We start from the raw sequence: 22064 nt of genomic DNA, 5'->3' as shown, positions 1-22064 counted from the left end.
AAATCCCCCCACGGGGGGCGCGGCCCGCACCCGGGGCCGGGCCGACGACGTGGTGGGCGAGGCCCAGGGCCAGAGCGCGGGCAATGCCATCCGCTGGAGCTATGTGCTGGCCCTGCCCGTGAATGGGCGGGTCTGGAACGTCCACATGGATGACTGGATGTACCTCATGGACGGGCGCACCCTGCTCAACCGCACGGCCATGAGCAAGCTCGGCGTGCACCTGGGCGATGTGACGCTGTCCTTTGTCAAGGAGTGATGGCCATGCCACTGTTCTCGCGCGGGCTGAACCCGCTGCTGGCTGAGTGGAAGGGACGCTCGGCATGGGTGGTGGGCGCCTCCTCGGGCATAGGGCGTGCCACGGCCGAGGCGCTGCACCGGCAGGGCGCCCGCGTGATCGTCTCCGCACGGCACGGCGGCGCGCTGCAGGACTTCGTGCGCGGCCGCGAGGGCTGCCTGGCCCTGCCGCTGGACGTGACCGATGCCGCCGCCGTGGATGCGGCCGCCCAGGCCGTGCTGGCCCACGCGGGCGGGGCGCCCGACCTGATCCTCTACTGCGCAGGCCACTACCGGCCCCTGCGTGCCACCGAGTTCGACCTGGCCGAGATGCAGCACCACCTGGCCGTGAACTATGGCGGCGTGCTGCACCTGCTTGATGCCGCGCTGCCCATGCTGCTCAAGGCTGGCCGGGGCCATCTGGCCCTGGTCGGCTCGGTGGCCGGCTACCGGGGGCTGCCCATGTCCCTGGCCTACGGCCCCACCAAGGCGGCGCTCAACAACCTGGCGGAAAACCTCTATCTGGACCTGCATGGCCTGGGCCTGGGCGTGTCCATCATCAATCCCGGCTTTGTCGATACGCCGCTGACGGCGCAAAACAGCTTCAGCATGCCGGCCCTGATCGGCGCCGACGAGGCGGCCCGGCATATGCTGCAGGGCTGGGCGCAGGGGCGTTTCGAGATGAATTTCCCGCGCCGCTTCACGCGCTGGGTGCGCCTGCTGCGCTGCCTGCCAGACGCCTGGTATTTCTCTGCGGTCCGCCGCTTCACCGGAGCATGAAACCCATGAGCAGCGGCATATCCGATCCGCGACTGGCCCGCTTGGCCCAGGCCTACGAGGCCCTGCGCCGCGACAACCTGCCGGCGCTGCTGTCCCTGTATGCCGAGCAGGCCCTGTTCAAGGACCCGTTCAACGAGGTGCGCGGCCACGCTGCGATCGAGCGCGTGTTTTCCCACATGTTCGAGCAGCTCGACCGGCCCCGCTTCGCCGTCAGCCACGGCGCGGTGCAGGGCGACAGCGGTTTTCTGCTGTGGGAGCTGGGCTTTGTGCGCTCATCCGGCCAGCCCATGCACATCTGCGGCACCAGCTACCTGCAGTTCGATGGCGACGGGCTGGTGGCGACGCACCGGGATTTCTGGGACCCGGTGGAGGAAATCTTCGCCAAGGTTCCCGTGCTGGGCGCCGTGGCAAGGGCGCTGCAGCACAAGCTCAGGGCGCCGCAGTAAGCAGCCGGGCCAACTGCGCCAGGGCGCCGTCCAGCGCGTCGAAACGCGGCGCACCCAGGCAGATGCGCAGCCCGCTGGCCTGCTCCTGCGGGTCCACCATGAGCGAGCCCGGATCGGTCAGCTTCAAACCCAGCGCCGCTGCGGCCGATACCAGGCGGTCTGCGGCTTCGCGCTCCATGGGCAGCCAGGCGTTGTAGGCCTCGGGGTGCAGCACCAGGCCGGAGCCACTCAGGTGTGAGGCGAGGTGTGATGCGGCCAGCCGGCAGCGCCGCTGTGCCTCATGGCGCAGGTCGGCCTGCAGGGAAGCGACCACGCCGTGCGACAGCCATTCATCGATCACGGTGCAGGAGAGGGCCGAAGGCGCCATGGACATCTCCTGCACAAGCTCCACAGCCGCGCCGCACAGCGAAGCGGGCAGCACCAGCATGCCCACCTGCAGCCCCGGGCCCAGGGACTTGGACAGCCCGTTCACATGCAGCGTGATCTCGGGCGCCAGCGTGGCCAGATGGGCCAAGGGTGCGTGATCGGGCAAGCAGGCGGCATACACGCCGTCCTCGATGATCCAGGCGCCTGCGCTGCGGCAGATGTCCACGATCGCCTGCCTGCGCTCCGCGCCCATGGTGGCCGTGGTCGGGTTGTGCAGCGTGGGGGTGAGGTAGACCACCTTGCCTTCGGCGGCGGGAATGCCCTCCAGCGCATCGGCCAGCGCCTGCGGCAGCAGGCCCTGCGCGTCGATGGCCAGGCCCTGCAGGGCGCAGCCCTTGCGCCGGGCCAGGGCAATGGCGCCGGGGTAGGTGATGCGCTCGGTCAGCAGCCGGCCCCGGGGCTGGCAGACCAGATCGAAGGCCAGGGACAGCGCCTGGCGCGCGCTGCTGGTCAGCACCATGTGGTCGGGTTCCACGTTCAGGCCCAGCGTCTGCAGCCAGCGCACGAGCACGCGCCGATGCTCCAGGTGGCCCTGGGGCGGGGCATAGAAGTTGAAATGATCGGCATCGATGCTGCGCGCAATCCCGGTCAGCGTACGAGCCAGGACGCGCGCACTGATGGCGGCCGGCGGCGCGTTGGAAGACAGGTCGATGTCCTCGCCAGCCTGCGCCTGCTGTGACGCCACGAAGGTGCCCCGGCCCTTGACGCTGCGTGTCAGCCCCCGGCGCTCCAGCAGCGCATAGGCCCTGGTCACCGAGCCCAGGCCGATCTGCAGCCTGTCGGCCAGGTCTCTGTGGGCGGGCAGGCGGTCGCCGCCGGCCAGCCGGCCTTCGACGATGTCGTCGGCCAGGGCGCGCGCCAGCCGCTCGGCGGCACTGGCTTCAATGCGCGCAAGACGGGGCGTCCAGGGGGAGGGCAGGAGCATGGTCGGGGCAAGGAAAAAATGAGTGTGCCGTGACACTATTTCATTTGTCGATAGTGTAACGTTCGCTCCATGTTCAGCCACATCACCGTCGGCGCCCGTGATCTCGAGCGGGCCGGCCGCTTCTATGACGCGGTGCTTTTCCCGCTGGGACTGCAGCGCCGCGCCGTCCAGCCCGATGGCGGGCCGGCCGCGCTGTGCTGGGTGGCGCCGCCGGCGGCCTTGCCGCGCTTTTATGTCTACAGCCCCTTCAACGGCGAGCCGGCCACGGCGGGCAATGGCGCCATGGTGGCCTTTGTGGCCCCGTCGCCCGACGCGGTGGACGCGGCCCATGCCGCCGGCCTGGCCCGGGGCGGCAGCGACGAAGGCCCGCCCGGCCCGCGCCCGCATTACGGCGATGGCTACTACGGCGCCTACCTGCGCGATCCCGACGGCAACAAGGTCCATGTGGTGCATCGCGCCGATGTGCGGCCGTAGCGCAGATCGGGCCCGCCGCCCGTTTCCCTTTCTTTTCCTTTCCATGCAACAAGGACCGTCTTCATGAGCATTGCCGTTCATATGGTCGACGTTTTCGCCAGCGGCCCGCTGTCCGGCAATCCGCTGGCCGTGATCACCGGTGGGCAGGCGCTGACCACCGCACAGATGCAGCAGCTGACACGCTGGTTCAACCTCTCCGAAACCGCGTTCCTGCTGCCGCCCACGCAGGCGCAGGCCGACTACCGCGTGAGGATTTTCACGCTGGACCGGGAGATGCCTTTTGCCGGCCATCCCACGCTGGGCAGCTGCCATGCCTGGCTGTCCCAGCGCGGTGCGCCCAGGAACGCAGGCCACATCGTCCAGGAGTGCGGGGCGGGGCTGGTGCAGATACGGCAGGAGCATGGGCGGCTGGCATTCGCCGCGCCGCCCATGCTGCGCTTTGGCGCGCCCACCGCCGATGAGCTGGATGCCGCGCTGCGCATGCTGGGCATCACTGCCGAAGAGGTGCAGGCCGCCTCGTGGATAGACAACGGCCCCGGCTGGCTGGGCATCCGCCTGGCCTCGGCCGAGCAGGTGCTGGCGCTGAACCCGGCCCGGCAGTGGCCCACGCGCATGGACGTGGGCGTGGTGGGGCCCTATGCCAGGGGTGTCGGCGGTGCCAGCCCTGCCGCCTGCGAGGTGCGCGCCTTCTTCTCCGATCACCAGGGCGCCATCGTCGAAGACCCCGTCACCGGCAGCCTCAACGCCTCGCTGGCGCAGTGGCTGTTTGCGACAGGGGTGATGGACAGCGACTACATTGCCGCCCAGGGCCGCTGCCTGGGCCGTGACGGCCGCATCTTCCTGACCCGTGACGGCACGGGCCAGGTCTGGGTGGGCGGCACGGCGCGCACCCATGTCGAAGGCGCACTGAGCGGCCTTTGATCCACACCGAAAGAACCCACGAATGACAGCGATCCAAGAGAGCCCGCGCGCTCCCGTCTCATCGGCCAGGGCCAACCTGAAAATGCTGGTGCGCTACAAGGCCTGGGCCAACGGCCTGACCTTCAAGAGCGTGATGGAGTTGCCCGAAGGCGAGGCTCTGAAGCAGCGGCCCACGAGCTTCGGCAACATGGTGCGCACGCTGAACCACGTCCTTGTGGTGGAGGACATCTTCAGGCACCACCTGCAGGGCCGCAAACATGGCTACACCATGCGCAACACCGACCACACGCCCACGCTGCCGGCGCTGTGGGAATCGGTGCAGGAAATGGACCGCTGGTATGTGGAGTTCGTCGACGCATGCCCGGACGAGGAACTGGCGAAGGTCGTGCACTTCGAGTTCGTGGGCGGCGGGCAGGGCGCCATGACGCGCGAGCAGATCGTGCTGCACGTGGTGAACCACGGCAGCTACCACCGTGGCTTTGTCAGCGACATGATGTACCAGGTGCCCTTCGTGCCACCGGCCAACGACCTGCCGGTGTTCCTCAGGGACTGCTACCGCGTGGACGAGCCGGCCTGCGGTTGAGGCAGGGCCAGGGCCTGCTGCGCCAGGGCGCCCTGGAGCACGGGCAGCTCAGGTGGCGCGTCGCCGGGCAGGGTCCATCCCTGGCGCAGCGCACCGGCAAAACCGTCGGCCACGCGCGAGTAGGCGCGGCCGCTGGTCATCACCCGTGGCCGGGCCGACCAGGCGATGCGGGCGCCGCCGGCCGCCAGGCGGTCCACCAGGTCCTGGTCCTCGCCGCAGGTGCGTGCGTCGAACCCGCCGGCCTGGCGGTAGTGCCAGGCTGAGATGCCCAGGTTGGCGCCGTGCACGTGGCGGTGGCCGTCGCGGTCCGTGTAGGTGGTCTCGAAGTGCCGCCGCGCCGTGTCCGCCTGGACGCCGTGGGCCGACCAGTCGGCCACTTGCACCGTGCCGCAGACCACGTCGGACTGAAGCGCCAGCTGGTCGGCCAGCCAACTCTGAGAGACCGTGGTGTCGGCGTCCGTGAAGGCCAGCCAGCGGGCGCCCAGCAGCAGCAGGTACTCCGACCCCAGGGCCCGCGCCTTGCCCACGTTGCGCGCGGCAATCGGCAACGGGATGGCGGGCCAGCGGCGCACGGCCGATTCGGTGGCGTCCTGGCAGCTGTCCAGCACCACGACGACGGCCACGGTCTCGCCCTGCAGGTCGGCATGGGCGGCCGCGCAAAACACGCTGTCCAGGCAGCGGCCTATGAGGTCTTCCTCGTCATGGGCTGGGATGCACACGCCGATCATCTGTCCGTCCTTTCAGGGGTTTTCTGCCAGATGTCCAGCTGGAAATCCGGCTCGCTGTGGCTCAGCAGCAAGTGCAGCTGCGCATGGGCCGACACGCTGTCATGCAGGGTGCGAGTGGTCTGCAGGTGATCGTGCGCCCCATGCCGCCAGTGGCACATAAGCCAGTGGCCGCCGCCCTGCAGCGAGGCCAGGCACTGGCGGTTGAAATGCGCCAGTGCCGCGTCGTCGAAGTAGTAGGCGAGCTCCGAGACCACGATGAGATCGAAGCCTTGCTGCGGCATCTGTGGCACCTGTGGCCATTGCCAGGGCAGGGGCAGGGCCTGCAGGTCCAGGCGTGCGCGGTCCTGCGGCGCAATCCGCTGGCGGCACAGATCCACGGCCCTGTCCGAGAAATCGACGGCGCACAGCCGGTCGCAGCGCTGCAGCAGGCGCTGCGTGGCCTCGCCATTGCCGCAGCCGGGCTCGAAGCCGTGGGCATAGCGCTCGCGCGGCAGGGCGGCCAGCAGCAGGTCGCGCTTGCGCCGCTCGTACCAGCGCGATGCGACCTGCCAGGGGTCGGGGTCGGCCTGGTACATCTGCTCGAAGTGCTGCCTGGCGCCGTTCATAGAAACACCACTTCAAACGGACGCAGCAGGCGCTGCGTGGCCCAGGACGGCAGGACGGCGTCGCGGCCCGTGGACGGGTCTGGCAGCAGCTGGCTGCGAAAGCACGACAGGGCCTTGCGCTTGAGCGCCAGCTCCTGCGGTGCCAGCGCAATGGCGGCGGCGCGGTGCCAGGGCACGCGTGCGTCGCCAGGCTCGGCCCAGTGCCAGGCCCAGATCGGCAGCTCGAAGAGCCTGCAGCCCGTGCGAGCGGCCGCCGTGGCGCAGGCCTGTCCCGTGGCCTCGTGGTCCGGGTGACCGTCTTCGCGCCAGGTGCACAGCAGTGCGTCCGAGGGCTGCAGCAACTGCTCCAGCCGCTGCAGCAACTGCGCTGCATGCTCGGCGATATGGCCGTCGGGCAGGCCCAGCCGCAGCACCTGCGCCTGCGGCGCAAGCAGGGCCAGGGCCTGGGTGCTCTCCTGCACGCGCTCGCGCTCCAGACGCTGCGGCGGCCACAGCGTCGAGTCGGGGTGGCTGGCTCCGCCATCGGTCACGGAGACGATGAGGCAGGGCATGCCCCGCTCGGCACAGCGGTGCAGCAGGCCGGCGCAGCCCAGGATTTCGTCATCGGGGTGCGGCGCGACGATGACGACGCGGCGCCGGCCGTCCAGCAGGTCGTCCATGGATACCTGCGCTGGCCGGCGTTGCGCAAACCAGGCCTGCCAGCGCGATTCGGGCGTGCCCCGGCCCTCGATGAGGCGCGGCTTCACAGCATCCATGCCGCGCCTCCCGGTGCCTGCGAGGCCTGTGCCTTCTCGGCCAGCAGGCGGCCCAGCGCGGCCTGGTCGCGCTCGGCATGGCTTTGGCGGATGAAGACGGGCAGGTCGGCCATCAGCTGCGCCAGGCCCCTGTTCTTGCACAGCGGGCCGGGACCGATGGCGCGCGGCACGCGCCGCAGTACCTCTTCGGCGGCGGCTTCCACGGCCAGGCGGGCGCGGCTCACGGCCAGCAGGCAGGGGTCCGATGGCGTGGCATCGATGCAGGCCGCAGCGTCGCGCAGCAGGCCGGCCGCGCTGGCCAGGACCACGTCCAGCGCGCCCAGGTGGGCCTGCCGGTGCGGGTCCTCGCCTTGACTGACGGCCTGCTGCAGATGGCTGGCGATGCGCGCTGCCGCGCCATGCCAGCAGGCCGCAACGCCTGCGCCGCCATGGTGAAAGCCGGGGCGGCTCAGGTACTGGCCCGGGGCCCCGACCAGCACGCCGGTGGCGCCATCGAAGTGCACATCGGCGCTGGCGCTGGCGGCCATGCCCACGGCCTGCCAGTGGCTGTCGTCCCTGCGGATGCCGGGCTGGTCCATGGTGACGGCGATCAGGCAGCGCTGGCCGTCTGCGAGCCAGCCGCTGACCAGGGCGCGGTCCACGGCGCGGGCGCCGGAGCACCAGGGCTTGTGACCGGACAGGCGAACCGCCGAGCCTGCCCGCAGGGTCGTGCGTTGCGTGGCGTCGGGAGATGCCGCCGTCGCCTGCACGCGCTCGCCCGGCGGCTCGGCGCACCAGACGGCCCAGCGCAGTCCTTCGGTGGCCAGGTCGGCCTGCAGTTCGGACAGGATGGCCAGGGCGTCGGTATGGCCTTCATAGAGCTTGGCCAGGCCCAGGCTGTGGGCGGCCACTTCGGCCAGTGCTCGCCAGCGCTGCAGCGTGTAGCCATGGCCCGGCAGCGGCAGGCGGTCGGCGCCCTGCGCTACCAGCAGGGCCAATTGGTCCGCCGGCGACAGGTCCGCATGGCCGCGCAAGGCCTGGGCCAGCGTGTCGCTGCATGTCCACGCATTGGCGTGCTCGTCGTTGTGCTGGGCCATCACCGCTCACCTTCCTTTTTCGTGCCTTGCGCAGCCTGGAATTGGGGGGAGGCGCCAGGCGATGCCATGGTGCCGGGAGGATGAACGCGGCGCCGCAGGAGCAGGAAGGCATTACCTGTCGGAGATCACCGACCGGCAGGCGTCCCGTTCCACACCATCGGCAGGGCAGGCGGCCAGTTCCAGGCGCAGCGGCGCCTGCTCCTGCCTGATCGAGGGAACGGGGATGCCGAAGTCTTCCCTTTCCCTGTGCTCCAGCGGCCTGGCCTCTTTCAACGCAGACAGAAAGGCCTTGCGCCACCAGTGCACATCCTGCTCGGCAATGCGCTGCAGCAGCCGCTGGTGCCGCTGGCGCCTTTCCTGCAGCGGCATCTGCAGGGCCTGCTGCACCACGGCTGCCGTGCCGTGCACGTCGTAGGGATTGACCAGCAGCGCCTCCTGCAGCTGCTCGGCAGCGCCGGCAAAGCGCGACAGCACCAGCACGCCCGGGTCGGCCGGGTCCTGGGCCGCCACGTACTCCTTGGCCACGAGGTTCATGCCATCGCGCAGCGGGGTGACCAGCCCCACGGCCGCCGCGCGGCACAGGCCCGGAATGCCATCGCGCGGCAGGGTCTGGTGGATGTAGCGCACGGGCATCCAGTCCAGCTCGCCGTAGTCGCCGTTGATGGCGCCACACAGCGATTCGAGTTCACGCCGTATGTCGGCATACGCGTCCAGGCCCTCGCGCGTGGGCGATCCGATCTGGATCAGCGTGGCGCTGCGGCGCTGCTCGGGATGGCGGGCCAGCAGCTCCCGGAAGGCGCGCAGGCGCTGCGGCAGGCCCTTGGAGTAGTCCAGCCGGTCTATGCCCAGCAGCAGGCGGCGCTGGGCGTATTCGTGCTTCATGCGCTCGTACATGTCCCGCGAGGCGCCGCCCTGTGCAAGCGCCATGAAACCATCCACATCGATGCCTATGGGGAAGGCGCGGCACACCAGGCGCTGGCCATGGGCGCGGAATGCGCCGTCGCCCAGGGCCTGGCCGCCCGCCTCCTCGCAGACATAGCGCTCGAAGTGCTGCACGTCCTGGCGGGTCTGCAGGCCCACGAGGTCATAGGCGAACAGGCAGCGCATCAGCCATGCATGCTCGGGAATGGCCGCCAGCAGGGTCGGCGGGGGCAGCGGGATGTGCAGGAAAAAGCCGATGCGCTGGCGGCAGCCCAGGGCGCGCAGCTCGGCCGCCAGCGGGATCAGGTGGTAGTCATGCACCCAGAGGATGTCGTCCTCCGCCAGCAGGGGCAGAAGACGGCGCGCAAGCAGCTGGTTCACGCGGCGGTAGCCGGCCGCAAGGCCCGTGTCGAAGTTCGCCAGGTCCAGCCGGCCATGGAAGACGGGCCACAGCACGCCGTTGCTGTAGCCCGCGTAGTAGCTGTCGTGGTCTGCACGGTCCAGGTCCACCGTGGCCAGCGTGACCTTGCCGGCCTGGGAGCGGTGCACATGGCCGGCAGGCGCGGCCTGGGCACCGTCGTCGGTGACGGTTCCGCTCCAGCCGAACCACAGGCCGCCCGTCTGCCGCAGCGCATCGCCCATGGCCACGGCAAGGCCCCCGGCTGCGGTCCTGCACGGATCGGCCACGCGGTTGGAGATCACCACCAGCCGGCTCATGGCAGGGCCTCCGCGCAGGTCTGTGCCGCCAGGTGCATGCATGCGGACTGCAGCCAGGCGTGCACGGCCTGCGGGCTGTCCAGCCGGTGGCGGGCCCCGCTTGCGCCTTCGCCCACCTTGAGCGCCATGCCGCCCAGCGCCTGCACCACGGCAAAGCCGCTCTCGTCCGTGACATCGTCACCGGCAAACACGGGGGTGCGGCCGGCGAACGGCTCTTCGCGCAGAAAGGCCGCAATGGCGCGGCCCTTGTCCACGCCCGCAGGCCTGACCTCCAGCACGCATTTGCCGTGCAGCAGCTCCAGACCGGGCAGGTGCCGCAGTGCGCGGCTCAATGTATCCAGGCACAGCGCCGCCAATTCTGGCGCGCGCCGGTAGTGCAGTGCGACCGAGGAGCGCTTGCGCTCCACCAGCAGGAAGGGATGATCGGCCGCCAAGGCATTGCACAACTGCAGCACGGTCTCTGGCATGGCCAATGGCTGCGGGTGCAGGCGGCCTGCGGCATCCCGCCGCTGCAGGCCATGCTCGCAGGCGGCGGGCAGGCACAGCGGCGCCAGGTAGCGGTCCAGCACCTCGATCTGACGGCCTGTGATGATGGCCAGCGCGCCATCGAGCCGGCCCTGCAGGCCGGCCAGCAGCGGGAGCAGGGCGGGATCCGGCCGGATGGCGTCCGGTGTCTCGGCCAGGGGCACGAGCGTGCCATCGAAGTCGAGGAACAGCGCGGATCTGCAGGTGGGGAGCGGAGGTGTTTCCATGGAGAGACCAAGGTATCGAGTGCCGGGTCCATCGGCCGTCAGCCGAGCGCTTGTGCGGGGATCGGCCATGCGCCGCAGTCTCTCGATGAAAGCGGCCCGGTCAGCCCATGTGCGCCGGCACCAGGCGCAAAATGGCCTCGCCCAGAATGCCCTGCAGGGCTGCGGCCTGCCAGAGCAGGCCCACGTTGTCCAGCGTGGCGCGCGCCCCGGGCTGCAGATGGCCGGACCATGATCGGGCCAGCAAAAAGCCGCCCAGCACCATCATCAGCACGCAGTGAAAGCCCTGGTAGGCCACGATGACGCCCACGGCCGCGCTCCAGCCGTCCGCACGCGGTGAAAGCCCCGCATCCAGATGGCCTGCCAGCGACAGGCCAAAGGCCCCCACCGCGCACACCAGGGCCCCCAAGGCGCAGGCACGCAGCAGGCGCTGCCTGTGCGGCCCGTCTCCCAAAGGTGAGCGCGTGCAGTGCCGCAGCAGGGCACTGGCGGCCAGCAGCAGCACGTTGGCCATGGCCCGGGAGGGCGCGGGCAGGACCGCGCCCGGCGGAGGGCAGACCTCCAGCGCCATCGACAGGTGGATGTAGGCATAGGCGAAGGAGGCGAAGACCGTGAAGTCCACCGTGCACAGGATGAGCACGGCCCACCAGGAATGCGATCGCCTGCCGGCCGGCTGCACGGGCAGGAAGACGCCCGTGGCCACCTCGGCCCGGGGGGCCGGCGCAGTGCGGTCCAGCTGCCAGATCCAGGCCAGCATGGCGGCGATGGCGCCCAGGCCGCAGGCAAAGGCCAGCGCCACCCATTCCACGGTCAGCAGCAAAAAGAAGGCGGCCGTGCCCGCTGCGGCCAGCAGCGGCGGCCAGCCGTCGGTGGGCAGGCGCAGCAGTTGCACGGGCCGGGCGCTGCGCGCATCGGTGAGCAGGGTTTCCCGGCCGCCGAAGACGGTGCCGGGCAGCCAGTAGCGGCCTTGCTCCACTTCCTGCGCCAGCGATGGCCGGTCCCACAGCGGCTCGGTGCCGCGCACTTCGGGAATGCTGCGCACGCCGTACTCGCGCGGCGGCAGCCATTCCAGCGTGCCTGCGCGCCAGGGATTGCCATGGTCGCGGTCCGGCCGGCGCACGGCCCGGGCCACGTCGATGAACAGCAGCAGCACGCCCAGCGCAAAGATGAAGGCGCCCACGGTGGACAGCAGGTTCAGCCCGTTCCAGCCCAGCGCGTCCGCGTAGGTGTAGACACGGCGCGGCATGCCCAGCAGGCCTGTCAGGTGCATGGGGAAAAAGGCGATGTTGAAGCCGCCGAACAGCAGGGCGAATATCCAGCGCCCCAGCCGCTCGGACAGCGCCGCGCCGTTGAACACGGGCAGCCAGTAGTACAGGGCCGCGAACACGGGGAACACCATGCCGCCGATCAGCACGTAGTGCAGGTGGGCGACGATGAAGTAGCTGTCATGCGCCTGCCAGTCGAACGGAATCACGGCCACCATCACGCCCGTCAGCCCGCCCAGAACGAAGATGAAGTGAAAGCCCAGCAGGAACAGCGTGGGCGTGTCCATGCGCACGCGGCCCTGCCAGAAGGTGGCAATCCAGGCGAAGACCTGAAGCCCGCTCGGAATGGCCACCACGAAGCTGGCGATGGAAGTCAGCAGCAGCGCCGTCAGCCCCAGGCCGGCCGCGAACATGTGGTGTATCCACAGCAGCAGGCTGACCACGCCCACGCCGGCCAGCGCCCAGACCACGGCGCGCTGGCCCACCAGGGGCGTGCCTGCCATGGCGGGCACCATCATGGACACCATGCCGGCCGCAGGCAGGAAGATGATGTAGACCTCCGGGTGGCCGAAGAACCAGAAGAGATGCTGCCAGAGCACCGGGTCGCCGCCGGACTGCGGATTGAAGAAGGGCCAGTCGAAGGCGCGCTCCAGCTCCAGCAGCGTGGTGGCCGCGATCACGGCCGGGAAGGCGAACACGATCATCAGCGCGCTGACCAGGGTGGCCCAGGCGAACACCGGCATCCGGCCCAGCGTCATGCCCGGTGCGCGCGTGAAGAGAATGCCGACGATCAGCTCGATGGCGCCCGCAATCGCCGAGATCTCGATGAAGCCGATGCCCAGCAGCCAGAAGTCCGCGCCGATGCCGGGCGAGTACTGCTTGTTCGTGAGCGGCGGGTACATGAACCAGCCGCCATCGGGCGACACGCCCCAGAAGATGGTGCAGAAGAACGCCAGGCCGCCGATCGCATAGGCCCAGAAGGCATAGGCGGACAGCCGGGGAAAGGGCAAGTCCCGGGCGCCCAGCATGCCCGGCAGCAGAAAGACTGCAATCGCCTCCACCACGGGCACGGCGAACAGGAACATCATCACCGTGCCGTGCATGGTGAACATCTGGTTGTAGGTGGCGGCGTCCAGCAGGTCGTTGTCGGGCACGGCCAGCTGCACGCGCATCACCAGCGCCAGGATGCCGCCCAGCACGAAGAACAGCAGTGCCGTCACGATGTAGAAGGCGCCGATCTGCGTGTTGTTCACGGCGCTGAAAATGCGCCAGCCGCGCGGGCGTGCCCAGGCACGCTCCAGTGCTTCGCGCTCGCCGGCGGGGCGGGGCAGGGCGCTGGGAAAGCCGTGCGGCGGGGCAGCATCTATTTCAGGGTGCTCAGCCATGCGGCGATGTCTTCCAGTTCGTGGTCGGGCACACGCCCGGCGCCCGAGGGCATGCGCGCCCCGGCCTTGAGCTGCTGCGTATGGGTGATCCAGGAGCGAAGGTTCTGTGGCGTGTTGGGCAGGCTGGCGGCGGCCAGCGACAGGCGGCCGCCCACATGGGTCAGGTCCGGCCCCAGGCCGCGCGAGGCCTCGTCGGCCACGCCGCGCACGCGGTGGCAGAAGCTGCAGCGGTGCTTCTCGAAGGCCTGCAGCCCCGGGTGGTTCACGGCAACGGAGGCGGGCCGCGCCTGCGCGGCGGACCAGCGCTCGAACGCCTGCGGCGCCACCACCAGTACGTCGAGCGCCATGCGCGCATGCTGCTCGCCGCAATACTCGGCGCATTGTCCGCGCCAGCGGCCCTCGGCTGTGGGCTGTACCAGCAGGTGCTGCAGACGGCCCGGCACCATGTCCATTTTTCCGCCCAGTGCCGGCACCCAGAAGCTGTGGATCACATCGCCGCTGGCCAGCGCGAAGTACACGGGCCGGCCCACGGGCAGCCGGACCTCGTTGGCCGTCACGAACTCGGCGCCCGTGCGCGGATCGCTGTAGCGTATGTCCCACCACCACAGGTGTGCCGTCACGGTCACCACCAATGCGTCGGCCGGGGGCATGGGGCGCCAGTCGGGGCGGCGGCTTTCTCCGTAGAAGAACAGGGCTGTCAGCACGGCAACGGGCAGGGCGATGCCGCCACCGACCAGCCACAGGCGCACGCGCACCGGGCGCGCGCGGCCCAGCGACAGGGCCAGCAGCAGCATCACGCCCAGCAGCAGCGCCGCCGCGCCCACGGACAGCACGGCACTGAGTTCTCCGAACGAGGCCGCCTGCACGCTGCCCGCATGCAGCGATGACTGGGGGGTGGCGGCCGCCGTGCCGCTCATTGGAGGCTGCCCAGGTAGGCCGCCATGTCGCGCGCCTGCGCGGCGGATACGCCCAGCGACGGCATGGTGGTGGAGGGCACCAGTGCCTGCGGGTGCACGATCCAGGCGCTCAGAAGGTCCGGAAGGTTGGGCAGCCGCCCGGCGATATAGCTGCGCCGCCCGAAGCCGTCCAGCGGCGTGGCGTCCCGTCCCCGGGCATCGGCCACCCCCGGAATGCTGTGGCAGCTGCCGCAGCGGTACTGGGCCAGCAGGAGCCTGCCGCGCTCGACCGACGCGCTTTCCTCGCCAGCGGCCGCACCGCCGCACGCAAGCCAGAAAGCGGCGCACAGGCTTGCGGCGACTCGCTGGCGCCGGTGCAGGAAGGAAGGGAGCGCCTCGGGCATGGGGAAATTATTCCGCGTCCCCAATCAGGATCTGCTGACATTCGCGCAGCAGGGCGGGTAGGACAATTTCTCATGGCCTCCACCAAGCTGCGCACCGTGGCACTCACGCTTTTGGCCGTTGCCTGCGCGGCAGCGGGGCTGGCTGCCGCCCTGGTGTCCAGCGGTGTCTACAACGTGGCCGCCAATCGCCAGCACCTGAAGCCGGTCTACCAGTTGCTGGACATTGCCATGCGCCAGTCCGTGCGCTACCACGCGCGGGGCCTGGAGCCGCCGCGCGCGGCGGACGAAGCCATGCTGGCGCGCGGTGCGCAGTGCTATCGCCAGCACTGCGTGCAGTGCCACGGCGGCCCCGGCGTGGCGCAGGGGGCGGCGGGCCAGGGCATGCAGCCGCTGCCCGGGCCCCTGATCGACGCCACGCAGCGATGGAGCGCCGGCCAGCTGTACTGGCTCACGCGCAACGGGCTGAAGATGACGGGCATGCCTTCCTGGGAATTTCGCCTGTCGGAGGACGATCTCTGGGCGGTGGTCGCCTTCGTGCAGAAGATGCCGCAGCTGTCGCCGCCGCAGTTCGCCGCGATGGCGGGGCAGGACTGGGTGGTGGGCTCCGCAGGACACGCGGGCCGGGACGATGTCTTTCAGCCGTGCAGGCCGCCCGTGCAGGCGCTGCGGCCCGGTGATGCCGTGCGCGGGCAGCGGGCCCTGTACCAGTACGCCTGTGTGGGCTGCCACACGGTGGCGGGCCAGGCCCAGGCCAGCCCGCAGGTGGGGCCGCCGCTGGACGGCATGGCGCGCCGTACCCGCATTGCCGGCGTGCTGGACAACACGCCCGACAACATGGTGCGCTGGCTGGTGCAGACCGACGCCGTCAAGCCGGGAACCGCCATGCCCGCCATGGGGGTCGCCGAGCAGGATGCACGGGACATTGCTGCCTACCTGGCCAGCTTGCGCTAGCGCTGGCTCAACGCTCGGCCTTGATGGAGCCGCGGATGTTGGTGATGGCCAGGCAGGCCTGCAGCGTCACCAGCGCCCAGGCGCCGGAGGACCATCCCCACAGCGCCCACAGCACATTGCTGAGCATCAGGATCCAGAAGCCCACATTGCGCCGCCCGGCGGAACGCGAGCCCACCCACCATGCGCCGATGAGGGAGGCCGCAAAGGCAGGCCACTGGAGCCAATCGGGAATGTCTGGCATGGGTTCTACCTGGATGGAGTGCAGTCAGGCCGCCTCAGTTGCCGGGCCGTGCCGGGTCGTCCTCGTCGATGGAGTGGCATTCCTTGCAGGCTCCGCTTTCGCGCGCGCGGGCGGCCAGGTTGACGTAGAAGGCCGCCACTTGCTGCAGCTGCTCCTCGTCCAGCCCCTCGATGCCGATCATGCGGTTGCTGGCAATCTTGTTGGCTGCCAGCAGCTCGTTGAGCTTCAGGTGCAGGGCCACGCTGTCCTTGTTCTGGCTTTGCTGGATGAGGAACACCATCAGAAAGGTCACGATGGTCGTGCCCGTGTTGATGACCAGCTGCCAGTTCTCCGAGAAGTGGAACATCGGCCCCGCCACGGCCCATACGGCCACGCAGATCAGGGCCACGCAAAAGGCCATGGGCGTGCCGGCCCAGCGCGTCACCCTGCTGGCGAAATGATCGAAGGCCGACAGCAGGCGCGAGTGGTCGGCATACGAGGCACTGCTGGTCTCGGGCATGGAGCCCAAGGCGTCTCCCGGTGTGCGGCGGCTTGGTGTGGAACTTGTGCTTTGCATGGGGGAAAACCGTCCGGAAAAAATCGATCAAGGCTGCTTGCGCACCATCTTCTTGCGCCGCTCGGCATCCAGTCCCGGCGTCTGCCGCATGTCGGTATCCACCTGGCCGGAAACAATGTCGTCATGGGCCTGGCGCATCACCGGATCGGGCGCATCGCTGGTGGCGTCCAGGCTCTGGTCGCGCTCGTGCGGAAGGCGCAGGCCTTGCTCGGATGCGTCAACTGCATCGGACTCACCGGGCGCATGGGGCGCCTTGCCGACCTGTCCGGGCAGCTTCGTCTGGCCATCGCCCGACGGCTTCGCCTGTGTGGGTGCAGAGGACTTGGATGCGGATGGGGTCTTGTCTTTCATGGCGTCTTCCTTTCGTTCGCGGGCCTGCGCAGGCGGCGCTTGGGCCATGGTCTCTTCGCCCGTGCGCAGCCGCCGTGGGACCACGCCGAAAGCGCAGGAACGAAAAGATGCCTCGCGCCTGAACGCCGTTCTCAGGCACATCGTTTGCCCTGTGGGAGACGCCCCACGCCGGCGGGCGCCCATGGCCCGCTGCCTGGGCCTTGCGCGCTGCCTAGACTGGAAGTCCGGCCCTGCAGCGATGGGGCCCGGCACCCTAGACAAGGAGCGCGATATGAGCAGCGACAGACAGGAGCCCGGCAAGGGCAAGGTGGAGAACGATCACAACCGCCAGGGCGCGAAGCCGCCCACGCAAAGGAACGAAGGCCAGCGAACGCCCGAAAGCCGCCATGACCGTGAGGCCCATGTCGGCAGCGGCAACCAGGCCCAGACGCGCCAGAACAAGGGCGGCGGCTCAGGCGGTGACCGCGGCGCTGGATGAATTGCCGGTTCCTCGCAACAAGGGCACCCTCGGGTGCCCTTTTTTTTCATGGCGTGCGAGGGTGCATCAACGCCCGTTCTTGCGGTCGCTGGGGCCATTGCGGTCGGACAGGATTTCGGCGGGCGGCCTGAGGCTGCCGCTGTCCGCGCCCTCGGCCTGCCATGTGCCGCCTTCGCGCTGCGTGTTGCCGCGCGGGTGGCCCATGTCGGTTCCATCGTCGAAGTTCAGCGGGCCGTCCTGCGGCATGTCGTCGAAACGGTGCGCCGAGGCCTCGGCGATGGAATCGGCCACATCCTTTTCCGCGCTCAGGTGCTCGTTGATGTCCTTGCCTTCGGGCAGGTCGGCGCTTGCGTCTTCGCTGCGGTCGATCTGGGGAGTGTCGCTGCCGGTGGCAGCCGTGTTGTTCGGGGTGCGCATGGTGATCTCCAAGGGGGTCCGGCCACCGTGGCCGGGTCATGGACCAAGCCTGCCTGCGCGGGCTTGCAGCGGGGGTGGGCACAGCACTTTCCTGGAGGTAGGAGCGTGCCGATGCGCTCGGATGCAGTCCGATGCGGGAGGGCCGGCAGGCACGCCGATTGCCCTGTGCTTGCCCTGTGCGGCAGTGCGAAAAATGGCCACAGGGGACTGGCGCGATGTCCGCAAGGGCAGGGCGCTGCGTTCCTACGGCACATGGCCGCAAGCGCGCACGCCGGACGGCCGCCGCGGCCATCAGCATAGGAATCACTTTCAACTGCCAAGGAGCACATTCCATGACGCAATCGAACCCCGCAAACCGTGACCCGCTGTCCGACGCACCCGGCGCGCACCCGGTGGGCACCGGCATAGGCGCAGCAGGCGGCGCCGTCACCGGCGCTGCATTCGGCGCAATGGGTGGCCCCATCGGCGCTGCCGTGGGCGGCGTGGCCGGTGCCGTGGTCGGCGGGCTGGCCGGCAAGGGTGCAGCCGAGGCCGTGAACCCCACGGTTGAAGATGCCTACTGGCGCGATGCCTACCAGAGCGAGCCCTATTACGTGGCTGGCCGCAGCTACGAGGAATACCGTCCCGCCTACGAGCTGGGCTGGAACGCGGCCGCCGCACGCCGCGATGCCGACTTCGATGCCTTCGACGCCGAGTGGGAGCGCGAATGGACCACCCGCCGTGGCGCCAGCCATCTGGACTGGGACCAGGCCCGGCCCGCAGCCCGCGCCGCCTGGGCGCGCGCAGGCAGCCGTGATGTCCGTGACGAGACGGGCACCATCGTCGCCCCCGCCTATACGGGCGATATCGACAACGACGATGTGGTGGACGTGCTCAACGACCTGCTTGAATCCTGCCGCGATGGCGAGTACGGCTTCCGCACCTCCTCCGAGAACGCCGACTCGCCCGATCTCAAGGCCCTGTTCATGCGCCATTCCACCGAGTGCGGTGTTGCCGCGCGGGAGCTGGAAGCGGAAATCCGCAGGCTCGGCGGAGAGCCTGCATCGGGCGGCACGGTGGCAGGCGCGCTGCACCGGGGCTGGGTGTCCGTGAAGACGGCCCTGACCTCGCAGGACGACAAGGCGGTGCTGGAGGAATGCGAGCGCGGCGAGGACTCCGCCCTCGCCCAGTACCGCAAGGCGCTCAAGCAACCGCTGCCACCGGCCGTGCGCGTGGTGGTGGAGCGCCAGGCACAGGGTGCCCAGCGCAACCACGATGAAGTGCGCGACCTGCGCGACCGTTACCGCAGCGCAGCCTGACCGCGCATCCCGCGCACCGCGCGGGCCACGGAATCGTCAGCCGCCCACGCCATAGGGTGCAAAGCGGCTGGCGTTCTCATCCACATGCAGCGCCTTTCCCACATAGGGAAAGGCGCGCTGCGTGCACTGGTCGCGTTCGCAGACCTTGCAGCCCATGCCGATGGGCGTGGCCGATTCCGGATCGCCCAGGTCCAGTCCCTTGGCATAGACCAGGCGCGCGGCATGGCGTATGTCGCAGCCCAGGCCGATGGAGAAGGTCTTGCGCGGCGAACCATAGCCGCGCTGCCCATGCGAGACCGAGCGCGCAATCCACAGGTAGCGCCGCCCATCGGGCATGCTGGCCAGCTGGCGCAGCACCTGGTCGGGCTGGCCGAAGGCCTCGTACACCGTCCACAGCGGGCAGGTGCCGCCCGTGCGGCTGAAGTGGAAATGCGTGGCCGACTGGCGCTTGGATATATTGCCCGCGCGGTCCACGCGCACGAAGAAGAAGGGCACGCCCGGTGCGCCCGGCCGCTGCAGCGTGCTCAGGCGGTGGCAGACGGTTTCAAAGCCCACCCCAAAGCGCTGGCCCAGCAGGTCGATGTCGTAGCGCAACTGCTCGGCCGTCTCCAGGAACAGGTCGTAGGGCAGCAGCAGCGCGCCCGCAAAGTAGTTGGCCAGGCCCACGCGGGCAAGCTTGCATGACGCCGGATCGCCCTGGAAGGCGGCGGTGGCGATCAGCCGGTCCAGCGTATCGCCCATCTCCAGCAAGGCCAGCTGCGTGCCCAGCTGGAAGGCCTGTTGCGCAGGCTCCAGCGCCGAGGACAGCCACAGCGAGCGCGTGGCCGGGTCGAAGCGGCGCTGGCTTTGCCGGGAGTCTTCCGAGCGATGCACCTGCACGCCGTGGCGCTGCTGCAGCCGCCGGACCAGCCAGTCCGCCAGATGGCCCGGGTCCGCGCGCGCCTCGCCGGCCAGGGCCTGGGCCGCGCGGTCCACTTCATCGAAATAGTTCTGGTGCGCAAAGAAGAAATCGCGCACGGCCTCGAACGGCATGGTGCGCGCCACCGGCATGTCCGAGCGGTCATCGCCCAGCCTGAGCGACATGCTCTCGATGCGCTCCAGGGCTTCCAGATGGCGGCGGTGCAGCGCCATCACCGCACGCCCCAGCGCCGGCATCTGCGCGGCGACTTCCTGCAGTTCGGGCAGGGCAATGGATTCGGGCGCCTCGGCAAGGGCCTCGCGCAGGCCGGCGACCAGGCGCGCTTCCTCGTCCTCCGAGAACTGCTGGATATCGACGCCCAGCGCACGGTTGAGCTTGAGCAGCACCGACACCGTCAGCGGCCGCTGGTTCTGCTCCAGCTGGTTCAGGTAGCTGGGCGACAGGCCCAGCGCGTGGGCCAGGGCGATCTGGGACAGGCCGTGCTCCGCGCGCAGTTTGCGCAGCTTGACGCCCATGAATGTCTTCTTCATGCCTGTTTCCTCGGGTGGCTGTTATTCGCAGAATTCGCAATATCGTGGGTTTCGTTTCGCAAGAATTCGCCTTTTCAGCCCTATGGCTGAGCCGCTATTTTGCGTAGATTGCGAAGCATGACAACACCTGCTGGAACCGCCGAGTTGCGCGAACTGGTATTGCCCGCGCTGGCCAACCACCACGGCACGCTGTTCGCAGGCCAGGGCCTGCAGCTCATGGCCAAGGCCGCCTTTCTCGCAGCGCGCAGCCTGGCGCAGCGCGAGGTGGTGATGGCCGCCGTCACCGGCGTGGACTTCCTGGCGCCCGTGCCCGTGGGCCACGAGATCGTCCTGCGCGGCTGGGTCAGCCGCGTGGGGCGCAGCTCCATGACCGTCTGCGTCACCGCGTCGGCCCAGGCGCCGGGCATTGCCTGCGAGGACGTGCTCAAGGGCCTGTTCGAGATGGTGGCTGTCGACCACAACGGCCTTCCTGCCGCCATTGCCCATTCCTATCTGAACCAGGAGACCCTTCCATGAGTACCACGATCATCGACGCGCCATCTGCGTCAACTGCACCATCTGCGACCGCATTCAAGCCCAAGAAATCCGTCGCGCTGTCGGGCGTGACCGCCGGCAACACGGCGCTGTGCACCGTGGGCCGCTCGGGCAACGACCTGCACTATCGCGGCTACGACATCCTGGACATTGCCGAGGTCTGCGAGTTCGAGGAAATCGCCCATCTGCTGGTGCACGGCAAGCTGCCCACGCGCCCCGAACTGCAGGCCTACAAGACCAAATTGCAGGCGCTGCGCGGCCTGCCGGCCAGCGTCAGGCAGGCGCTGGAGCAACTGCCTGCCGGCGCCCACCCGATGGACGTGATGCGCACCGGCGTCTCGGCCCTGGGCTGCGTGCTGCCCGAAAAGGACGACCACAACCTGGCGGGTGCCCGCGACATCGCCGACCGGCTCATGGCCAGCCTGGGCTCCATGCTGCTGTACTGGTACCACTGGAGCAATTCGGGCCGGCGCATCGAGGTGGAGACCGACGACGACTCCATCGGCGGCCACTTCCTGCACCTGCTGCACGGCCACCGGCCGTCCGAAGGCTGGGTGCGCGCCATGCACACCTCGCTCAACCTCTATGCAGAGCATGAGTTCAACGCCTCCACCTTCACGGCGCGCGTGATCGCGGGCACGGGCAGCGATATGTATTCGTCCATCGCGGGCGCCATCGGCGCGCTGCGCGGGCCCAAGCATGGCGGCGCCAACGAGGTGGCCTTCGAGATCCAGAAGCGCTACGACACGCCCGACGAGGCCGAGGCCGACATCCGCCGCCGCGTCGATGCCAAGGAAGTGGTGATCGGCTTCGGCCACCCGGTCTACACCGTCAGCGACCCGCGCAACGTGGTCATCAAGGGCGTGGCCAAGCGCCTGTCCGACGAGGCGGGAACCACCCGCATGTACGACATTGCCGACCGGCTGGAATCGGTGATGTGGGAGGTCAAGAAGATGTTCCCCAACCTGGACTGGTTCAGTGCCGTCAGCTACCACATGATGGGCGTGCCCACGGCCATGTTCACGCCGCTGTTCGTGATCGCGCGCACCAGCGGCTGGGCAGCCCATGTGATCGAGCAGCGCCAGGACAACAAGATCATCCGCCCCAGCGCCAACTACACGGGGCCGGATGACCAGAAGTTCGTGCCCCTCGATGCGCGCGCCTGAGCCGCCGCTGTCCTGAACCTGGCGGGCGGGCTGCAGGCCCGCCCGCATTGCATCCGCCCCATGAACCACACCCACAAGAAACCCCTGCCCGGCACCACGCTGCACTACATCGACGCCCGCGCCGCCGTCGATGCCCTCTCGCCCGGCGCCTGGGCACGCCTGCCCTACACCGCCCGCGTCCATGCCGAGAACCTCGTGCGCCGCGCCGATCCCGCGCAGCTGGACAGCTACCTGCTGCAGCTCATCGAGCGCCGCCGCGACATCGACTTTCCCTGGTACCCCGTGCGCGTGGTC

The 22064-nt window shown here is 69.4% G+C and carries 27 protein-coding genes; 12 read left to right on the top strand and 15 right to left on the bottom strand.

Going from position 1 to position 22064, the window contains the following annotated elements; translation table 11 throughout:
* The 3 genes from IAE24_RS28685 to IAE24_RS28675 form a co-directional block, all read left to right on the top strand.
* Positions 1–256 (top strand): DUF3833 family protein (locus IAE24_RS28685; protein ID WP_200016410.1); only part of this gene is annotated, 256 nt, incomplete at its 5' end.
* A 5-nt stretch (positions 257–261) separates the two neighbouring features.
* On the top strand, positions 262–1053 hold the full coding sequence (locus tag IAE24_RS28680) for an SDR family NAD(P)-dependent oxidoreductase (protein ID WP_199962439.1): 792 nt from the start codon (positions 262–264) through the stop codon (positions 1051–1053).
* A gap of 5 nt (positions 1054–1058) precedes the next feature.
* Positions 1059–1499: a nuclear transport factor 2 family protein gene (locus IAE24_RS28675; RefSeq protein ID WP_013800474.1), complete on the top strand. Its 441-nt coding sequence runs from the start codon at positions 1059–1061 to the stop codon at positions 1497–1499.
* On the opposite strand, the gene IAE24_RS28670 is transcribed toward IAE24_RS28675, so the two are convergent.
* Entirely contained in the window at positions 1483–2850 is a 1368-nt protein-coding gene (locus IAE24_RS28670; RefSeq protein WP_199962438.1) for an aminotransferase-like domain-containing protein, read from the bottom strand. The two genes, IAE24_RS28675 and IAE24_RS28670, sit on opposite strands and share 17 nt — an antisense overlap.
* Before the next feature lie 69 nt (positions 2851–2919).
* Between IAE24_RS28670 and IAE24_RS28665 the strand changes: the two genes are divergently transcribed.
* From IAE24_RS28665 to IAE24_RS28655, 3 genes are all read left to right on the top strand, one after another.
* Positions 2920–3324, top strand: coding sequence for a VOC family protein (locus IAE24_RS28665; protein ID WP_012207674.1), 405 nt, complete (start codon positions 2920–2922; stop codon positions 3322–3324).
* 63 nt (positions 3325–3387) lie between these two features.
* Positions 3388–4245 (top strand): PhzF family phenazine biosynthesis protein, encoded by an 858-nt coding sequence (locus IAE24_RS28660; protein WP_063328493.1) that lies wholly within the window; start codon positions 3388–3390, stop codon positions 4243–4245.
* Positions 4246–4267: 22 nt separating this feature from the next.
* Positions 4268–4828 (top strand): DinB family protein, encoded by a 561-nt coding sequence (locus IAE24_RS28655; protein ID WP_199962437.1) that lies wholly within the window; start codon positions 4268–4270, stop codon positions 4826–4828.
* Here IAE24_RS28655 and IAE24_RS28650 read toward each other — a convergent pair.
* The 9 genes from IAE24_RS28650 to IAE24_RS28610 all read right to left on the bottom strand — a co-directional run bounded on the left by IAE24_RS28650 (position 4798) and on the right by IAE24_RS28610 (position 14329).
* Positions 4798–5556 carry a glycosyltransferase gene (locus tag IAE24_RS28650; RefSeq protein ID WP_199962436.1) on the bottom strand — a complete coding sequence of 253 codons (759 nt, stop codon included), beginning with the start codon at positions 5554–5556 and terminating at the stop codon, positions 4798–4800. The two genes, IAE24_RS28655 and IAE24_RS28650, sit on opposite strands and share 31 nt — an antisense overlap.
* Complete coding sequence (locus IAE24_RS28645; RefSeq protein WP_013800479.1) at positions 5553–6161, bottom strand: class I SAM-dependent methyltransferase; 609 nt, start codon at positions 6159–6161, stop codon at positions 5553–5555. Before IAE24_RS28645 ends, IAE24_RS28650 begins: the two co-directional genes overlap by 4 nt.
* The gene (locus IAE24_RS28640; protein WP_199962435.1) at positions 6158–6916 is read right to left on the bottom strand and encodes a PIG-L deacetylase family protein; all 759 of its coding nucleotides are present in this window, start codon (positions 6914–6916) and stop codon (positions 6158–6160) included. The genes IAE24_RS28645 and IAE24_RS28640 overlap by 4 nt, the downstream gene beginning before the upstream one ends.
* Complete coding sequence (locus IAE24_RS28635) at positions 6904–7992, bottom strand: acyl-CoA dehydrogenase family protein (RefSeq protein ID WP_199962434.1); 1089 nt, start codon at positions 7990–7992, stop codon at positions 6904–6906. The genes IAE24_RS28640 and IAE24_RS28635 overlap by 13 nt, the downstream gene beginning before the upstream one ends.
* A 111-nt stretch (positions 7993–8103) precedes the next feature.
* Positions 8104–9630 (bottom strand): alpha,alpha-trehalose-phosphate synthase (UDP-forming), encoded by a 1527-nt coding sequence (locus IAE24_RS28630; RefSeq protein WP_199962433.1) that lies wholly within the window; start codon positions 9628–9630, stop codon positions 8104–8106.
* A complete protein-coding gene (gene otsB / locus IAE24_RS28625; protein WP_233626420.1) occupies positions 9627–10382 on the bottom strand; it encodes a trehalose-phosphatase in 756 nt (251 codons plus the stop codon). Before otsB ends, IAE24_RS28630 begins: the two co-directional genes overlap by 4 nt.
* A gap of 100 nt (positions 10383–10482) precedes the next feature.
* Positions 10483–13029, bottom strand: coding sequence for a cbb3-type cytochrome c oxidase subunit I (locus tag IAE24_RS28620; protein ID WP_199962431.1), 2547 nt, complete (start codon positions 13027–13029; stop codon positions 10483–10485).
* The gene (locus tag IAE24_RS28615; protein ID WP_043821621.1) at positions 13008–13946 is read right to left on the bottom strand and encodes a cytochrome c oxidase subunit II; all 939 of its coding nucleotides are present in this window, start codon (positions 13944–13946) and stop codon (positions 13008–13010) included. The genes IAE24_RS28620 and IAE24_RS28615 overlap by 22 nt, the downstream gene beginning before the upstream one ends.
* Entirely contained in the window at positions 13943–14329 is a 387-nt protein-coding gene (locus IAE24_RS28610) for a c-type cytochrome (protein ID WP_047218768.1), read from the bottom strand. Before IAE24_RS28610 ends, IAE24_RS28615 begins: the two co-directional genes overlap by 4 nt.
* Before the next feature lie 72 nt (positions 14330–14401).
* Between IAE24_RS28610 and IAE24_RS28605 the strand changes: the two genes are divergently transcribed.
* On the top strand, positions 14402–15280 hold the full coding sequence (locus IAE24_RS28605; RefSeq protein WP_063328483.1) for a c-type cytochrome: 879 nt from the start codon (positions 14402–14404) through the stop codon (positions 15278–15280).
* A 7-nt stretch (positions 15281–15287) separates the two neighbouring features.
* On the opposite strand, the gene IAE24_RS28600 is transcribed toward IAE24_RS28605, so the two are convergent.
* Genes IAE24_RS28600 through IAE24_RS28590 form a run of 3 tightly spaced genes read right to left on the bottom strand, consistent with a single transcriptional unit; the run spans position 15288 to position 16428 of the window.
* Entirely contained in the window at positions 15288–15521 is a 234-nt protein-coding gene (locus tag IAE24_RS28600; RefSeq protein ID WP_013800488.1) for a hypothetical protein, read from the bottom strand.
* Between the two features lie 34 nt (positions 15522–15555).
* Entirely contained in the window at positions 15556–16077 is a 522-nt protein-coding gene (locus tag IAE24_RS28595) for a low affinity iron permease family protein (RefSeq protein ID WP_043821626.1), read from the bottom strand.
* Between the two features lie 27 nt (positions 16078–16104).
* Complete coding sequence (locus IAE24_RS28590; RefSeq protein WP_199962430.1) at positions 16105–16428, bottom strand: hypothetical protein; 324 nt, start codon at positions 16426–16428, stop codon at positions 16105–16107.
* A gap of 271 nt (positions 16429–16699) precedes the next feature.
* Between IAE24_RS28590 and IAE24_RS28585 the strand changes: the two genes are divergently transcribed.
* Positions 16700–16906 carry a hypothetical protein gene (locus IAE24_RS28585; protein WP_199962429.1) on the top strand — a complete coding sequence of 69 codons (207 nt, stop codon included), beginning with the start codon at positions 16700–16702 and terminating at the stop codon, positions 16904–16906.
* Positions 16907–16972: 66 nt separating this feature from the next.
* On the opposite strand, the gene IAE24_RS28580 is transcribed toward IAE24_RS28585, so the two are convergent.
* Positions 16973–17323, bottom strand: a complete 351-nt coding sequence (locus tag IAE24_RS28580; RefSeq protein ID WP_013800492.1) for a hypothetical protein — start codon at positions 17321–17323, stop codon at positions 16973–16975.
* 332 nt (positions 17324–17655) lie between these two features.
* Here IAE24_RS28580 and IAE24_RS28575 point away from each other — a divergent pair, with 332 nt between their 5' ends.
* Positions 17656–18621, top strand: a complete 966-nt coding sequence (locus IAE24_RS28575) for a ferritin-like domain-containing protein (protein ID WP_012207662.1) — start codon at positions 17656–17658, stop codon at positions 18619–18621.
* A 36-nt stretch (positions 18622–18657) separates the two neighbouring features.
* Here the strand turns inward: IAE24_RS28575 and IAE24_RS28570 are convergent, their stop codons facing one another.
* Complete coding sequence (locus IAE24_RS28570) at positions 18658–20070, bottom strand: short-chain fatty acyl-CoA regulator family protein (RefSeq protein ID WP_013800493.1); 1413 nt, start codon at positions 20068–20070, stop codon at positions 18658–18660.
* Positions 20071–20187: 117 nt separating this feature from the next.
* Between IAE24_RS28570 and IAE24_RS28565 the strand changes: the two genes are divergently transcribed.
* The 3 genes from IAE24_RS28565 to IAE24_RS28555 form a co-directional block, all read left to right on the top strand.
* Positions 20188–20586: an acyl-CoA thioesterase gene (locus tag IAE24_RS28565; protein ID WP_043821632.1), complete on the top strand. Its 399-nt coding sequence runs from the start codon at positions 20188–20190 to the stop codon at positions 20584–20586.
* Positions 20583–21770, top strand: coding sequence for a bifunctional 2-methylcitrate synthase/citrate synthase (gene prpC / locus IAE24_RS28560; protein WP_199962428.1), 1188 nt, complete (start codon positions 20583–20585; stop codon positions 21768–21770). Before IAE24_RS28565 ends, prpC begins: the two co-directional genes overlap by 4 nt.
* Before the next feature lie 60 nt (positions 21771–21830).
* On the top strand, positions 21831–22064 hold a 234-nt coding region (locus IAE24_RS28555), incomplete at its 3' end, for a hypothetical protein (RefSeq protein ID WP_200016409.1).

It is taken from the genome of Delftia sp. S65 (assembly GCF_016516495.1).
In the GTDB taxonomy this organism is placed as follows: domain Bacteria; phylum Pseudomonadota; class Gammaproteobacteria; order Burkholderiales; family Burkholderiaceae_C; genus Comamonas; species Comamonas acidovorans.
This window is presented reverse-complemented; position numbering and strand designations above follow the sequence as displayed.